The sequence below is a fragment of the Hyphomicrobium sp. 2TAF46 genome, from assembly GCF_052114865.1.
Classification (GTDB): domain Bacteria; phylum Pseudomonadota; class Alphaproteobacteria; order Rhizobiales; family Hyphomicrobiaceae; genus Hyphomicrobium_B.
Window position 1 is genome coordinate 661,906 of the sequence record NZ_JBFRFO010000001.1, and the last position, 14,464, is coordinate 676,369.

A 14,464-nucleotide genomic window follows, 5' to 3' on the forward strand; every position below is an offset into this window, starting at 1 on the left:
ATGCGCTAGGGCACTGAAGCCCATGAGCAAAAAGACCAGTTTCGGCCCGGCCAATCACGTGCAGCGCGCAAACCCCAAATCCTATTTCCTGAAGACGTTCGGCTGTCAGATGAACGTCTACGACAGCGAGCGCATGGCGGAGGCGCTGGCGCGCGACGGCTACAGCGAGACGGACGACGTCGCCAAGGCCGATCTGGTGATCCTGAATACTTGCCACATCCGCGAGAAGGCAGGCGAGAAAGTCTATTCCGATCTCGGACGCATTCGCGTCATCAAGGAAGCGCGCAAACGGAACGGCAAAGAGACGGTGATCGCAGTCACAGGCTGCATCGCGCAGGCAGAAGGCCCGGAGATCACCGCGCGCCAGCCGGCCGTCGATCTCGTCATCGGACCGCAGAGCTACCATCGCTTGCCCGAGTTCATCGCACGCGCCGAAACCAACAACGAGCGCATCGTCGAAACCGAGTTTCCGGGCGACGAAAAATTCACGGCGATGAAAGCACCGCGCCGCATCTCGTCGCCGTCGGCGTTTCTGACCGTTCAGGAAGGTTGCGATAAGTTCTGCACGTTCTGCGTTGTGCCCTATACCCGCGGCGCCGAGTTTTCGCGGCCCCTCGCCAAGCTAGAAGCCGAAGCGCGAGAACTCGCCGCTGCTGGCGCCAGGGAACTCGTTCTCCTCGGCCAGAACGTCAACGCCTATCACGGCGAAGGTCCCGGCGGCCGGACGATTGGCCTCGGGGAATTGATCCGCCGCTTGGCGGAGATCGATGGCATCGAACGCATCCGCTACATGACGAGCCATCCGCGTGACATGAGCGACGATCTGATCGCAGCGCACGCCGAGGTGCCGCAGCTGATGCCGTTTCTGCACTTGCCAATCCAGTCGGGCTCCGACCGGATGCTGGCCGCGATGAACCGCAAGCATCGGGCAGCGGAATACATCGATCTGATTGCGCGGATCCGCGATGCGCGCCCTGACATCGCGCTTTCGAGCGACTTCATCGTCGGCTTCCCCGGCGAAACCGACCAGGATGCCGAGGAAACGATCGCGCTGGTGAAGGCGGTCGGCTACGCCCAGGCGTTTTCCTTCAAATACAGCCCCCGCCCCGGAACGCCCGCCGCGGCGCTCGAAGTCCAGGTCCCGGAGGACGTGAAAGCCGAGCGGCTGCAGCGGCTGCAGGCCTTGCTGGAAGAGCAGCAGATGGCCTTCAACACCGAGATGCTCGGAAGCACCATCCCCGTGCTGTTTGAACGCCGCGGCCGCCAGCCGGGTGAATTCGTCGGCAGGACACCCCATTTACAGCTCATCTATGCCGCGGGAGATGGCGATCTCACGGGCCGGACGGCGGGTGTCAGAGTTACGGATGCCCGGCGCGTCAGCCTGTCGGGTGTCATTTCCGCAGCATAAACGAGTTATACTGATCGCGGACGGCTGTGCGTTAACTACACCTGCGCCTGCCGAACCTGTGTGTCACATGCTAACGTGGGCCATCGATTCGATTTGACAGATACGGGAAGAAGAGCAACCAGCAAGGGAGTGTCAGGATTGGCAGCATTCCGCGGGTCCTCCGCGTCAACGTCGAGGCGGCCCAATAAGCCGGAGCTCGAAGATGCTCGCGTCGTTGTACCCTTCGAAGACAACCGGCTGCTGACGCAGCTGCTTGGGGAATACGACAGCCACCTGGCTCTTATAGAAGATCGATTGGGCATCGACGCTCATGCCCACGGCAACGTCGTCATTCTGACCGGAGCCGCCAATGCCTGCGCCAGCGCTCGCAGCGTCTTGGAGCGCCTCTATTCCAGAATTGCAAAAGGCGAGACCATCGGCCCCGGCGATATCGACGGGCTCATTCGGCATGCACGCGCCGAAGGAACGTCGTCCGACGGGCAAGCCCAGATTGCCACGCGCCGTCGCGTCGTCAAAGCCCGCACGCCGACGCAAAGCACCTACATGCGCGCCATCGAAAAGAAGGACCTCGTGTTCGGATTGGGCCCAGCGGGAACCGGCAAAACCTATATTGCCGTCGCATTCGCAGCCCATTGCCTCGAACGCGGCCTTGTCGAGCGCATCATCCTTTCGCGTCCGGCCGTCGAAGCCGGTGAGCGCTTGGGCTTTCTGCCCGGCGACATGCGCGACAAGGTCGATCCCTATCTGCGGCCACTTTACGATGCGCTCTATGATGTCCTGCCACCCGAAAAGGTCGAGCGCGACATCGAAACCGGCGTCATCGAAGTCGCGCCGCTGGCCTTCATGCGCGGCCGCACGCTCGCCAATGCCTTCGTTATTCTCGACGAAGCCCAGAACACGACGAGCATGCAGATGAAGATGTTTCTGACGCGTATCGGCGAAGGTTCGAAAATGGTGGTGACGGGCGATCCGTCGCAAATCGATTTGCCGCCCGGCACGAAGTCGGGCCTCGTCGAAGCCGTCGATATTCTCGACGCGGTCGATGACATTTCGATCGTGAGGTTCGAGGCGAGCGACATCGTTCGCCGTGATCTCGTCGCCAAGATCGTCGATGCGTACGAGCGGCCCAAATAGCGCCATGCCTGCTTCAGGAAAGGCCCGAGCGAGCGTCTTCGAGGTGGAGATCGTCGAAGACGATGGCGACTGGGCACGCGTCGGCGACATCGACAGCCTCATCGACAACGCCGCCCGCGCGGCCTTCGAGGCCGCGGGCGACGGCCACAAAACGGCGATCGTGACCGTCGCCCTATCCTCCGACGCCAACGTCGCCGCCCTCAACGAACGCTTTCGCGGCAAGGCTAAGCCCACGAATGTGCTGTCTTTTCCGGTCGGCAACGGCGCGCCGGGCGGGCAGCTTGGCGATATCATCATGGCGTTGGAAACGCTCGAGCGCGAAGCGGCCGAGCAAGGCATCCCGTTCGAGCATCACCTGCAACACCTAGTAGTACATGGCGTGTTGCATCTTTTAGGCTATGATCACGAAACGGCAGCGGATGCCGAACGCATGGAAGCCATTGAAATTGAAGTACTTTCGAATTTGGGCGTTGCAAATCCCTACACGGGCGCTCTGGAAACCGGTACAAAGGACTGACCGGGTTCCGACCCATGGGCCATGACCGAAAACACATACCAAAAGACAGTGTCTGATACCGTAGACGACGACAGTCGGGTTTTAGGCGCGAACAGCTGGCTTCAGGTGCTGCGCGCCAAGCTCGGCCTCGTGGTGCCTCAGAACGTTCGCGACGCGCTGGAAGGCGCGCTGAAGACCGGCACCTCGGAGAACTTCACCGACGCCGAACGAAAAATGCTCGAGCGGCTTCTCCGCTTCGGCTCGAGCCGTGTCGCGTCGCTGATGATACCGCGCGCCGATATCACGGCACTCGATGAAGACGAGCCGATCTCCGAGCTTCTCGAAACCTTCAACGAGGCCGGCGTTTCCCGCATTCCGCTTTTCCGCGAAACGCTCGACGATCCGCGCGGGATGATCCTCATCAAAGACGTGCTTCGCTGGCTGATGGCGGAAGCGACCGGTCAACCCGTCAAAAACGGGAAGACCGATCCCGAATCCGAAAAGCCCGCGCTCGACCAATTCGATCTCAGAAGCGTCGATTTGAGCCGCCCCGTCACGTCGGTAAAAATCCGCAGACAGATCCTGTACGTGCCGCCGTCGATGCCCGCCGTCGATCTGCTGATCCGCATGCAGTCGACGCGCATTCACATGGCGCTCGTCGTCGACGAATATGGCGGCACCGACGGCCTCGTCACCATCGAGGATCTGATCGAACAGGTCGTCGGCAACATCGAGGACGAGCACGACGATGACGAGGAAACCAATATCGTCGTCGATCCGAAGCTCGGCATCGTCGCCGTCGCCCGCACTCCGATTGAAGAACTCGAGAAGCATCTGGGCATGAAGCTCGTACCCGAGGACGAAGAAACCGAAGTCGATACCATCGGCGGTTTGATCTTCTCGATGCTCGGTCGCGTACCGGCGCGCGGCGAACTCATCCGGCATCCCTCTGGCGTCGAGTTCGAGGTTCTCGATGCCGATCCGCGGCGCGTGAAGAAACTCAAAATTCACCCCCCACGCCCGCCCGTCACCAACGCGAAATCACTGCCTGATACGCCGAAGGCGTGATGGACGCGAGAACCGAACATCCGCCGCTGATTTCGAGCGCGCGCGCTTGGATCATGGGCCTTCGTGGCTGGAAGCGAGCGCTGATCGCCATGGCCGCGGGTGGGCTTTCGGCACTGGCATTCGCTCCGTTCTTCGCCTTTCCGATCTTCTTTCTGACGCTCCCCGTTTTCGTCTGGCTGATCGACGGCAGCGCCGACTGGCGCCGTGCCTTCAGCGCCGGCTGGTTCTTCGGCTTCGGCTATTTCTTCTCCAACCTTTTCTGGATCGGCGAAGCCTTTCTCGTCGAAGCCGACAAGTTCGCCTGGCTTCTCCCCTTTGCCGTGACGCTGCTGCCCGCGGGATTGGCGCTGTTCTGGGGAATAGCCGCCGCCGTCGCGCGTCTTTTCTGGAGCGAAAACTTCGCCCGACTTTTCGTCTTTGCCATCGCGCTCAGTCTCACCGAATGGCTGCGCGGCCATATCCTGACAGGCTTTCCTTGGAATCTCGTCGGTTATGCTCTCACCTATCCTCTGCCGTTGATGCAGAGCGCGGCGCTGTTCGGCGCCTATGGCCTGACCGCGATCGCGCTTTTTGTCTTTCCCGCGCCGCTCATAGTGCTCGGCGACCGTCGCGAACCGCTCTCGATCAGAAAGATCATTGATGCAATCGCCCTCGGTGCCGTTCCAATCGCTCTGCTGTTGGCCTACGGCGCATGGCGATTGAGCACGCCCGAAACCTTCGTCCCGAACGTAAAGCTCAGGATCGTTCAGCCGAGCGTTCCCCAGCGCGAGAAATGGATGGCGGAATACCAGCGCCGCATCTTCGACGATCACGTCGCGCTCTCGCTCGCGAACCCGGCGGGCGAAAAGGACTCGCTTGCTGGCATCACGCACCTCGTCTGGCCCGAAGCGGCAATGCCCTTCTTCCCCCTCGAGTCCCCCGTGGCCCTCGACATCCTCGCCAATATCCTGCCGCCGGGAACGACACTGATCACCGGCGCCTTGCGCCACGACTCGTCCCCCGCTGCAGGCGCGGTTGCCTCGGCCGATGCGCGCGCGCTCAACAGCATCCTGGTCTTGAACGAGCGGGCTGAGCCGATTGCGACCTATGACAAGATCAATCTCGTCCCGTTCGGCGAATTTGTGCCCTGGGAAGCGACGCTCGCCACAATCGGCATCCAGAAGCTGACGCATGGACGGGGCTCGTTCGGGGTCGGCCAGCAGCCACGACCACTGATGGCGATCCCAGGCCTTCCCCCTGCCCTCGGCCTCGTCTGCTACGAGGCCCTGTTCCCCGGAAATATCGTGCAGGGAACCGCGCGGCCCGGGGTCCTGATAAACGTCACGAACGACGGCTGGTTTGGTGAATCGACCGGGCCTTACCAGCATTTCCATCAAGCGCGAATCCGCGCCGTTGAAGAAGGCGCGCCGCTGCTAAGGGCCGCAAATAACGGCATTTCTGCCGTCGTGGATCCCTACGGTCGCGCGCTGCAGGTGCTGGGACTGAATGTGCGCGGCGTGATCGACAGCGCCCTGCCCGAGGCGGTCACCCCGCCGCTCTACGCGCGCCTCGGCGACTGGATCTTGGCGATCATTCTCTCGGTCTACGTGGGGTTTGCCGTCAGCCTCCGGAAAAATGGTCGTTAATCAAAGTGTTGAAGTCAACTTGTCGCGGCGGCGGTCAAACATTGACGCCCGTCGCCTACGCACCTAGGAAGTGCATACCCTTTCTCGATGAGAACTAGTGGCTGTACGCGTGATGGTGAACGAAATATCGATCGAAGACGACACAAGCGACGGATCGCCGAAAGGTTCTCGCCGCGCCAATCCCATGGATGTCCATGTCGGCTCGCGCGTGCGGCTCCGGCGCATGCTTCTGGGAATGAGCCAGGAAAAGCTCGGCGAGCATCTCGGTCTTACTTTCCAGCAAGTGCAAAAATACGAGAAAGGCGTTAACCGCATCGGCGCGAGCCGGCTGTTCGATCTTGCTCGTGTTCTTGGCGTGCCTGTGCAGTTCTTCTACGACGAAGCCCCGTCCGGAGCGCAGGCGGCAAGCGTGGCGATGCCGGGCTTTGCCGAGACGCAGCCCGACGAAAGCTACGTCGTCGATTTCCTTGGCACGCGCGAAGGGCTGGAGTTGAATAAGGCCTTCGCTCGCATAACCGAGCCCAAGGTGCGCCGCTCGATCGTCGACCTTGTTCGCGCACTCGCGGGCGAAGACGGCTGAAGCCGGGCGCTTCGCAATATTCGCAATTGCCTCTGGTTTGGCAGAAGGGTCGCTAGGTCGCGGCCCGTTTCGCGAAGATCGGCACGCTCCGGCTTGACCGAATCCACCAACATTGCGACAAACCGGCGCTTTTCATCGGGCCGGGATCGCCGACATCAACAGTCCGTTGGTGACGATCCCGGAGATCCAATCTCTCAACACGGGGGCCACAGTGGCGCGCAAGTCCTTCCTTTTCACGAGTGAGTCCGTCTCTGAAGGTCACCCGGACAAAGTCTGCGATCGCATCTCCGACGAAGTCGTCGACGCGTTCTATCGCGAAGGCGCCAAGGAAGGCCTCGATCCGTGGGGTATTCGCGCCGCATGCGAAACGATGGCGACGACAAATCGCGTCATCATCGCCGGTGAATCGCGCGGACCCAAGGACGTTACAGTCGCCACCATCCAGGATCTGACTCGCGCCGCCATCAAGGACATCGGCTACGAGCAGGAAGGCTTCCACTGGGCGAACTGCAACATCGAAGTCCTGTTGCACTCGCAGTCTGCCGACATTGCGCAAGGCGTCGACGCCAAGCAGCCGACGAACCAGGAAGAGGGCGCCGGCGACCAGGGCATCATGTTCGGTTATGCCTGCAACGAGACGCCGGAACTGATGCCGGCACCGATCTACTACGCTCATAAAATTCTGCGCGACCTCGCCGTCGCTCGCAAAGCCAAGCAGGGCGAAGCCGCCAAGCTCGGACCCGATGCCAAGAGCCAGGTGACCGTCCGCTACGAGAACGGCAAGCCCGTCGGCGTTACGCAGATCGTCGTCTCGCATCAGCACATCGTCGAAGATCTGAGTTCGCGCCAGGTTCGCGAGATCGTCGAACCTTACGTCCGCGCCGCGCTGCCCGAAGGCTGGATCGGCAAGGACACCGCCTGGCACATCAACCCGACCGGAAAGTTCTTCATCGGTGGTCCCGATGGCGACACCGGGCTGACCGGCCGCAAGATCATCGTCGACACCTACGGCGGCGCGGCTCCCCACGGCGGCGGCGCATTCTCGGGCAAGGACCCGACGAAGGTCGACCGCTCCGCAGCCTACGCCGCCCGCTACCTCGCGAAGAACGTCGTTGCGGCAAATCTCGCTGACCGCTGCACGATCCAGCTTTCGTACGCGATCGGCGTCGCCAAGCCGTTGTCGATCTACGTCGATACCTATGGCACCAGCAAAGTCGACGAGGCCGCAATCGAAAAGGCCTTGGGCGAAGTCATGGATCTGACGCCGCGCGGCATCCGCAGCCATCTCGATCTCAACAAGCCGATCTATTCCCGGACGTCCGCTTATGGACATTTCGGCCGCCCGGCCGAAAAGGACGGCGGCTTCTCCTGGGAGAAAACCGATCTCGCCGCCAAGATCGCCAAGGCTGTTGCCTAGCGATAACCGGCCGAACCTGTGAGATACAAAGGCGGCTGCTCAAACGGCCGCCTTTCCCTTTTTTGCGATTGAGTGATTTAGCGCGCGAATGCCGGACGACGACCACGAACTCAGATCATTCGGGCGGAGACGCGGGCGAAAGCCGAGCACGCGCCAGTCCGCACTGCTGCGCGAAGATCTGCCCCGCCTCGCCTTCGATCCGGCAAATCCTCCTAAAGGGTTCAGGGAAACCTGGCTCGAAATCGGCTTTGGCGGCGGCGAGCATCTTCTGTGGCAGGCACGACAGAATCCTGACGTTGCCCTGATCGGCTGCGAACCGTTCGAGGACGGCGTCATCAAGGTGCTGACCGCCGCGACCGGCGAGAAACTGCAGAACATCCGCGTTCACATGGATGACGTGCGCGGCATTCTAAAAGCGATGGCGCCAAACTCCGTCGATCGCGCCTTCATCCTCTTTCCCGACCCCTGGCCGAAGCGAAAGCATCGAAAGCGCCGCCTGGTTAATTCTTCCTTGCTGAAGCTCCTGGCGCGCGTCATGCGGCCGGGCGCGGAACTTCGCATCGGCACGGACATCGGCGATTATGCTCGCACGATGCTTGAAGCTTTTGCCGGAGAACCGGCCTTTTCCTGGCAGGCATCGAGCCCAGCCGACTGGCGCGAGCGCCCGAACGACTGGCCGGAAACGCGCTACGAGGCGAAGGCCGTCCGCGAGGGCCGCCAGCGCTATTATTTCCGGTTTCTGCGGCAATAGCCGCGACCGAGCCTTGCGCGGAAGGCAAATCTCGCCTATTTAGCGTCTATTCCAATAAAACGACGATCCGATAGAGAGTGGACCGCAAGGCCCGCTCCGAACGAACTTTAAGCACAGGAACGCCCTTGCAGGACACCATCGCCAACGACACGGCTTCGCCGTCGGAACAGGGTTCCGGCACGAGCCGCTTTTTGCGCGAGACCGGTCTTGCTGCCGACGTCGCAGCCGTCGTCGAGCCGACGCTTGAAGATCTGGGTTTCCGGCTGGTACGCGTGAAGATCCAGGGCGACGGCCGCGACCGCATCGTCCAGCTGATGGCGGAACGTCCTGACGGTTCGATCACGGTCGATGATTGCGAAGCGATTTCGAAAGCCGTCTCGCCCGTGCTCGATGTCGCCGATCCGGTCTCGGGCGCCTATCGCCTCGAAGTTTCGTCCCCCGGCATCGACCGTCCGCTCGTTCGCCCGAGCGATTTCGAGGATTGGTCGGGACACGAAGCGAAGATCGAATTGAATGAGCCGATCGACGGCCGCAAGCGTTTCAAAGGCGTGCTCGAAGGTTTCGAGGACGGCGAAGTGCGCATCAAGGCCGATACCGGCGAGCATGGCGTTCAGCACCTCGGCCTGCCCGTGCACCTGATCGCGGACGCCAAGCTCGTGCTGACCGACGAACTCATTCGCGAAGCACTACAACGCGCCAAAGAGCGCCATTCCACGCGGCCCGGTGACGGTGCCGAACTCGACGAAGACGACCTGGAGGATTGACCCTATGGCCATGGCAGGCATCAGTGCCAACCGGCTCGAGCTTCTGCAAATTGCAGACGCCGTCGCGCGCGAAAAGACGATCGACAAGAAGATTGTCATCGAGGCGATGGAAGACGCCATCCAGAAGGCTGCGAAGTCGCGCTATGGAGCGGAGAACGACATCCGCTGCGAGATCGATCCGAAGACGGGCGAAGCAAAGCTGACGCGCGTCCTCGCCGTCGTCGAGGAAGTCGAGAACGACGCGACGCAAATCACGGTCGAAGACGCCAAGAAGCGCAATCCGGACGCCAAGGCCGGCGACATGATCGCCGAAACGCTGCCCCCCTTGGAATTCGGCCGCGTCGCCGCACAGAACGCCAAGCAGGTCATCGTCCAGAAGGTTCGCGAAGCCGAACGCGACCGCCAGTTCTCCGAATTCAAGGATCGCACCGGCGACGTCATTAACGGCACCGTGAAGCGCGTCGAATACGGCAACGTCATCGTCGATCTTGGCCGCGCCGAAGGCATCATCCGCCGTGATGAGATGATCCCGCGCGAGAACGTCCGCCTCGGCGACCGCATCCGCGCCTACATCTACGAGGTTCGCCGCGAGCAGCGCGGCCCGCAAATCTTCCTGACGCGCGCCCGGCCCGAGTTCATGTCGATGCTGTTCCGCGCCGAAGTTCCCGAAATCTACGACGGTGTCGTCGAGATCAAGTCGGTGGCGCGCGATCCGGGCAGCCGCGCAAAAATCGCTGTGATTTCGAAGGATTCTTCCATCGATCCGGTCGGCGCCTGCGTCGGCATGCGCGGCGCGCGCGTGCAAGCTGTCGTCAACGAGTTGCAGGGCGAAAAGGTCGACATCATCCAGTGGAACCCGGATGCTGCAAGCTTCATCGTCAACGCCTTAGCGCCCGCTGAAGTCACCAAGGTCGTGCTCGACGAAGATTCAAACCGCATCGAGGTCGTCGTTCCCGAGGCGCAGCTGTCGCTCGCTATCGGCCGTCGCGGCCAGAACGTGCGCCTTGCCTCGCAGCTAACCGGCTGGGACATCGACATTCTGACCGAGCAGGAAGAAAGCGAACGCCGCCAGAAGGAATTCTCCGAGCGCACGCAGCTCCTCATGGATTCGCTCGATGTCGACGAGGTTATCGCTCAGCTTCTCGTCACCGAAGGCTTCGCGACGATCGAGGAAGTCGCATACGTGGATATTGCAGAAATCGCGCATATCGAAGGCTTCGACGAGAACACGGCCGAGCAGATCCAGAGCCGCGCCCGCGAATATCTCGAGCAGCAGGAAGCCGAACGCGATGCCAAGCGGCGCGAGCTTGGCGTTGCCGACGAGCTGGCCGAGATCCCCGGCATCACGACCGCAATGATGGTCGCACTTGGCGAAAACGGCGTCAAAACCGTTGAAGATTTCGCTGACTGCGCAACCGACGAACTCATCGGTTGGACCGAGCGCAAGAAAGACAAGGAAAAAGACAGCGACGCCCAGCGTCACAAGGGTTTCCTCGACGGCTTCGAGCTGTCGCGGACGGACGTCGAAAACATGATCATGGCCGCGCGCGTTCACGCCGGTTGGATCAAAGCTGAAGATATCGAAAAGCCCGCCGCCGACGAAACCGAAGCTGCCGAGACCGGCAGCGCCGGCGCCGAAGGCTGACGGGAATGACCGGGAAGGCAACAAAAGCGCGTGATGGTGAAACGGCAAAATCGGCCTACGCGGGATCGGACGGAGCTAGGCTCCGTTCCGGGATCCGAGCGGCTGTGCGCCGTCACGCGGCGGACGCTTGACCCGGAAAATCTGATCCGCTTCGCTTTGTCGCCGGACGGCATTATCGTCCCCGATCTCGACCGGCGCTTGCCGGGCCGCGGCGTCTGGGTCGGCTGCGACCGGCGTCTCGTCGAAAAGGCGGTTGCGACACACGCCTTTGCAAAAAGCCTTAAAGTTAAGGCCGAAGCCCCCGCGGACCTTGCAGAACGCGTGGATGACCTTATCGTTAAGCGCGTAGCCGGAACATTGTCGCTCGCCAATAAGGCGGGCCTCGTAATTGCAGGATTTGAGAAAATTTTCGCGGCCCTTGAGAAGGGGCCGGTAAGAGCAGTACTCCATGGGTCGGATGCGGCCCTGGACGGACGCTCGAAAATTGATCGGAAATACAAGGCCATTCAGGCCAGCCGGGGCGCTCCTGCAGCAATCGTCGATGTTCTGACCATTGCGCAAATGAGCTTGGCCATTGGGCGCGGAAGTGTGGTACATGCTGCCCTCACACCCGGAGGACTGTCGGATCGGTTTCTGGAGGAAGCGGAGCGGCTTCTGCGCTACCGGTCTTCTGTGATTGAGGCCACGCAGGTGGCCGGCGACGAATTTTCTGAACTATCTAGCTGAAGGCTGAACGGATAACGCATGACGGATTCGAACGACCAGACCGATAAGACCATCCGGGTCGGAGCGCGCAAGCCGCTGTCGCTGCAGCGAACGGTCGAGTCTGGCCATGTGCGGCAGAACTTCAGCCACGGTCGCTCCAAATCCGTCGTGGTCGAAAAGAAAAAAACGAGAAAGCTCGGCAGCGAAGGCGAGCCGGCCACCGCGCCGGCCCCAACGGTCACGATCGAAAAGCCCGCTCCGGCGCGCGTCGCACCGCAGCCGAGCCATCCTCAGCCAGCTCCGAGCGAGCGATCGCCCGGCCGCGTCCTCTCGAACGAGGAACGCGCCGCACGCGAACGAGCGCTTGCCGCAGCACGCGCCGACGATGCGCAGCGCCCCGCCGAAATTGAGCCTGTCCGTTTCGAACCGGTTGCCCGCCCGCCTGAGCCGCAGCCGCGCGCCGAAGCCCAACCGCAGCCGGCCCCCAGCGAGCCCGTCGCCGCCGCCGCGCCTCCTGTTGCACCGGCACCGGCACCGGCGCCGCAGGCTTCGCCAGCACCGTCCGCACCTGTCGCACGTGAGCACCGCGATAACCGCGACCATAACGCTCCGCAGCGTGAGCATCATCGTCGCGATTCCGGCCCCGCACCGTCGCACCGTGGCGAAGGCGGCCGTCCGCCATTCCAACGGACCCCCAACCGTCCGACGAACACCCAATTCATGCCCCGTGGCGAAGCTGGCCGTCCGCGCGAAATCGAGCTGCCCGGGCCCGCACGCCGCGGCGCCCCCGCCGCAGATTCAACGACGATCGAAAAGCCGACGCGTCCTGCGAGGCCCCCGGTGGTGGCCCGAGAGCAAACTGAGGAGGACGATCGCGTCAAGCGCGGCCCCGGCGGCGTCAAGATTCCGCGCCCCGCCGTCAAGGTTCAGGACGACGGCCGCCAACGCCAGAAGCTGACGATCACGAACTTCGACCGCGAAGCTCAGGTTCGCTCGCTCGCCTCTCTGAAGCGCAAGCGCGAGAAGGAAAAGCTGAAGGCCATGGGCATTCAGCAGCCCCGCGAGAAGATCGCGCGCGAGGTCATCATTCCTGAGGCCATCACGATCCAGGAACTGTCGAACCGTATGGCGGAGCGCGCCGTCGATCTCATCAAGTATCTGATGCAGCAAGGCGCGATGCATAAGATCACCGACGTCTTGGACGCGGATACGGCTGAGCTCATCGTGCAGGAGTTTGGACATACGCCGAAGCGCGTCTCCGAAGCCGACGTTGAAATCGGTTTCGTTGGCGACAAAGACATCGACGATACGGCGCTTGAGCATCGCGCGCCCGTCGTCACGATCATGGGTCACGTCGACCACGGCAAGACATCGTTGCTCGATGCGATCCGCTCGACGAACGTCGTGTCGGGTGAGGCCGGTGGCATCACCCAGCACATCGGCGCCTATCAGGTGACGGCGCCGAATGGCGACAAGATCACGTTCATCGACACGCCAGGCCACGAAGCCTTTACGGCCATGCGTGCCCGCGGCGCCAAGGTGACGGATATCGTCGTGCTCGTCGTCGCCGCCGATGATGGCGTCATGCCGCAAACGGTCGAAGCGATCAATCACGCCAAGGCCGCGAAGGTGCCGATCATCGTCGCGATCAACAAGATCGACAAACCGCAGGCCGATCCGAACCGCGTCCGCACCGAACTGCTTTCGCACGAGATCGTCGTCGAAAGCATGGGCGGTGAAACGCTCGAAATTCCGGTCTCGGCCCTGAAGCGCACCAACCTCGACAAGCTGTTGGAAGCGATCCATCTGCAGGCTGAAATTCTCGATCTCCGCGCCAACCCCGCGCGCACGGCTGAAGGCGTCGTCATCGAAGCCAAGCTCGAGCGCGGCCGCGGCCCCGTCGGCACCGTGCTCGTTCAGCGCGGCACGCTCCACGTCGGCGATATCATCGTGGCCGGCATGGCATGGGGACGCGTGCGCGCCCTCTTGAATGACCACGGCGCGAACATCCAATCGGCCGGTCCTTCGGTTCCTGTCGAAGTGCTGGGCTTCGATTCCGCACCTGAAGCCGGCGATCAGTTCGCCGTCGTCGAGAACGAGGCGCGCGCGCGTGAGCTGACCGATTATCGCGTCAGAAAGCGCCGCGAGACCCTGGGCTCGGCCGGTACGAAGAGCTCGCTCGAGCAGATGATGCAGCAGCTCAAGGACGCTGGCCGGAAGGAATTCCCGCTTGTCGTCAAGGGCGACGTGCAGGGCTCGCTCGAGGCCATCGTTGGTGCACTGAAGAAAGTCGGCAACGACGAAGTCGAAGCTCGCCTCGTGCATTCAGGCGTCGGTGGCATCACCGAATCCGATATCGCGCTCGCAGCCGCAGCGAAGGCCGTCGTCATCGGCTTCAACGTCCGCGCCAACGCGCAGGCGAAGCAAGCTGCCGACGCACAGGGCATCGAGATCCGCTATTACAATATCATCTACGATCTCGTGGATGAGGTGAAAGCGGCGATGTCGGGCCTTCTCGCTCCGACCAAGCGCGAAATCTTCCTCGGCTACGCCACGATCAAGCAGGTCTTCAACATCTCGAAGTCCGGCAAGGTCGCCGGCTGCCTCGTCACCGAAGGCAAGGTCGAGCGCGGCGCCAAGGTTCGCCTGCTGCGCGACAACGTCGTCATCCACGAAGGTACGCTCTCGATCCTGAAGCGCTTCAAGGACGACGTCAAAGAAGTCGTCGCCGGCCAGGAATGCGGCATGTCCTTCGCGAACTACCAGGACATTCGCGAAGGCGACCAGATCGAGTGCTTCCAGGTCGAGACGATCGCGAGATCGCTCTAATTGCCCATGTAAGCCGCCCGCGCGGGAAATCCCCGCGCGGCG

The 14,464-nt window shown here is 62.2% G+C and carries 12 protein-coding genes; all 12 read left to right on the top strand.

Annotated elements, in window-relative coordinates:
- The first annotated feature begins 22 nt into the window (after positions 1 to 22).
- The 12 genes from miaB to infB all read left to right on the top strand — a co-directional run bounded on the left by miaB (position 23) and on the right by infB (position 14,422).
- The gene (miaB, locus tag AB4Z24_RS03040; protein WP_441705880.1) at positions 23 to 1,408 is read left to right on the top strand and encodes a tRNA (N6-isopentenyl adenosine(37)-C2)-methylthiotransferase MiaB; all 1,386 of its coding nucleotides are present in this window, start codon (positions 23 to 25) and stop codon (positions 1,406 to 1,408) included.
- 138 nt (positions 1,409 to 1,546) lie between these two features.
- Positions 1,547 to 2,542 (top strand): PhoH family protein, encoded by a 996-nt coding sequence (locus tag AB4Z24_RS03045; RefSeq protein ID WP_441705882.1) that lies wholly within the window; start codon positions 1,547 to 1,549, stop codon positions 2,540 to 2,542.
- 4 nt (positions 2,543 to 2,546) lie between these two features.
- On the top strand, positions 2,547 to 3,059 hold the full coding sequence (gene ybeY, locus AB4Z24_RS03050; RefSeq protein ID WP_441705884.1) for an rRNA maturation RNase YbeY: 513 nt from the start codon (positions 2,547 to 2,549) through the stop codon (positions 3,057 to 3,059).
- 48 nt (positions 3,060 to 3,107) lie between these two features.
- The gene (locus tag AB4Z24_RS03055; protein ID WP_441705886.1) at positions 3,108 to 4,106 is read left to right on the top strand and encodes a hemolysin family protein; all 999 of its coding nucleotides are present in this window, start codon (positions 3,108 to 3,110) and stop codon (positions 4,104 to 4,106) included.
- Positions 4,106 to 5,731: an apolipoprotein N-acyltransferase gene (lnt, locus tag AB4Z24_RS03060; RefSeq protein ID WP_441705888.1), complete on the top strand. Its 1,626-nt coding sequence runs from the start codon at positions 4,106 to 4,108 to the stop codon at positions 5,729 to 5,731. The genes AB4Z24_RS03055 and lnt overlap by 1 nt, the downstream gene beginning before the upstream one ends.
- Positions 5,732 to 5,843: 112 nt before the next feature.
- The gene (locus AB4Z24_RS03065; protein WP_441706060.1) at positions 5,844 to 6,311 is read left to right on the top strand and encodes a helix-turn-helix domain-containing protein; all 468 of its coding nucleotides are present in this window, start codon (positions 5,844 to 5,846) and stop codon (positions 6,309 to 6,311) included.
- 211 nt (positions 6,312 to 6,522) lie between these two features.
- Entirely contained in the window at positions 6,523 to 7,728 is a 1,206-nt protein-coding gene (gene metK, locus AB4Z24_RS03070) for a methionine adenosyltransferase (protein ID WP_441706061.1), read from the top strand.
- 88 nt (positions 7,729 to 7,816) lie between these two features.
- Positions 7,817 to 8,479: a tRNA (guanosine(46)-N7)-methyltransferase TrmB gene (trmB, locus tag AB4Z24_RS03075; RefSeq protein ID WP_441705890.1), complete on the top strand. Its 663-nt coding sequence runs from the start codon at positions 7,817 to 7,819 to the stop codon at positions 8,477 to 8,479.
- A 125-nt stretch (positions 8,480 to 8,604) separates the two neighbouring features.
- Entirely contained in the window at positions 8,605 to 9,243 is a 639-nt protein-coding gene (gene rimP, locus AB4Z24_RS03080) for a ribosome maturation factor RimP (RefSeq protein ID WP_441705892.1), read from the top strand.
- A 4-nt stretch (positions 9,244 to 9,247) separates the two neighbouring features.
- A complete protein-coding gene (nusA, locus tag AB4Z24_RS03085) occupies positions 9,248 to 10,888 on the top strand; it encodes a transcription termination factor NusA (RefSeq protein ID WP_441705894.1) in 1,641 nt (546 codons plus the stop codon).
- A gap of 33 nt (positions 10,889 to 10,921) precedes the next feature.
- Positions 10,922 to 11,614 (top strand): RNA-binding protein, encoded by a 693-nt coding sequence (locus AB4Z24_RS03090; protein ID WP_441705896.1) that lies wholly within the window; start codon positions 10,922 to 10,924, stop codon positions 11,612 to 11,614.
- A gap of 18 nt (positions 11,615 to 11,632) precedes the next feature.
- Positions 11,633 to 14,422, top strand: a complete 2,790-nt coding sequence (infB, locus tag AB4Z24_RS03095) for a translation initiation factor IF-2 (protein ID WP_441705898.1) — start codon at positions 11,633 to 11,635, stop codon at positions 14,420 to 14,422.
- Positions 14,423 to 14,464: the final 42 nt, after the last annotated feature.

Bases quoted from the DNA above. Each gene is read 5' to 3' on its own strand.
- miaB (WP_441705880.1), top strand. From the start codon at position 23: ATGAGCAAAAAGACCAGTTTCGGCCCGGCCAATCACGTGCAGCGCGCA.
- ybeY (WP_441705884.1), top strand. From the start codon at position 2,547: ATGCCTGCTTCAGGAAAGGCCCGAGCGAGCGTCTTCGAGGTGGAGATC.
- lnt (WP_441705888.1), top strand. From the start codon at position 4,106: ATGGACGCGAGAACCGAACATCCGCCGCTGATTTCGAGCGCGCGCGCT.
- AB4Z24_RS03065 (WP_441706060.1), top strand. From the start codon at position 5,844: ATGGTGAACGAAATATCGATCGAAGACGACACAAGCGACGGATCGCCG.
- trmB (WP_441705890.1), top strand. From the start codon at position 7,817: ATGCCGGACGACGACCACGAACTCAGATCATTCGGGCGGAGACGCGGG.
- nusA (WP_441705894.1), top strand. From the start codon at position 9,248: ATGGCCATGGCAGGCATCAGTGCCAACCGGCTCGAGCTTCTGCAAATT.
- AB4Z24_RS03090 (WP_441705896.1), top strand. From the start codon at position 10,922: ATGGTGAAACGGCAAAATCGGCCTACGCGGGATCGGACGGAGCTAGGC.
- infB (WP_441705898.1), top strand. From the start codon at position 11,633: ATGACGGATTCGAACGACCAGACCGATAAGACCATCCGGGTCGGAGCG.